This is a genomic window from Stenotrophomonas sp. 3diitr2024, from assembly GCF_042136455.1.
GTDB classification, from domain to species: domain Bacteria; phylum Pseudomonadota; class Gammaproteobacteria; order Xanthomonadales; family Xanthomonadaceae; genus Stenotrophomonas; species Stenotrophomonas sepilia.
In genome coordinates this window covers 1-471 of the sequence record NZ_JBHHMJ010000413.1, presented here as the reverse complement: position 1 = coordinate 471, position 471 = coordinate 1, and the positions used below count along the sequence as shown (strand labels likewise).

The 471-nt window shown below is 66.0% G+C and carries 2 pseudogenes; one reads left to right on the top strand and one right to left on the bottom strand.

The window, feature by feature from the left end:
• Window positions 1–114 precede the first annotated feature (114 nt).
• A pseudogene (locus tag ABGA94_RS10320) lies at window positions 115–234 on the top strand (FtsQ-type POTRA domain-containing protein); the annotation flags it as partial.
• Window positions 235–337: 103 nt separating this feature from the next.
• On the opposite strand, the pseudogene ABGA94_RS10315 reads toward ABGA94_RS10320, so the two are convergent.
• Window positions 338–471, bottom strand: a pseudogene (locus tag ABGA94_RS10315) (DsbC family protein); the annotation flags it as partial.

Genomic DNA, 471 nt, shown 5'->3' with positions numbered 1-471 from the left:
GTCTCGCAGCTGGCGCAGGCGGCCAGGCAGATGCGCGATGGCCAGTTGGACACGCGTGCGCCGCGTGCGGGCACCGCGCTGGTGCGGCCACTGGCCAATGCCTTCAACCACATGGCCGAGCAGCTGCAGCAGGTGCTGCTGCCGTACGCGCGCGCCGGGTTCTTCGCGGTCAAGCTGCAGGATGCGCAGGACGCGCTGGAAAAGCTGCCGTGGGTGGAAAGCGCGCAGGTACGCATCATTGAAGAAGAACGCCTTGTCTTCCTTGCCCCAGGCAAGCCACAGGGGTTCTGGCGAATCCAGGATCATCGCCAGCAACGTGCGAAGTTCGGCGGGTGCGCTTGCGGCAGTAACCACACTCGATGTCGGTGAACACGCTGATGGTGTACTTGGCGTTCGGCGCGGCGAACACGATGCGATCGCCGTGGTTGGCCTTGGCCAGCAGGCCGCGGCGATAGCCGAGCAGGCCTTCGC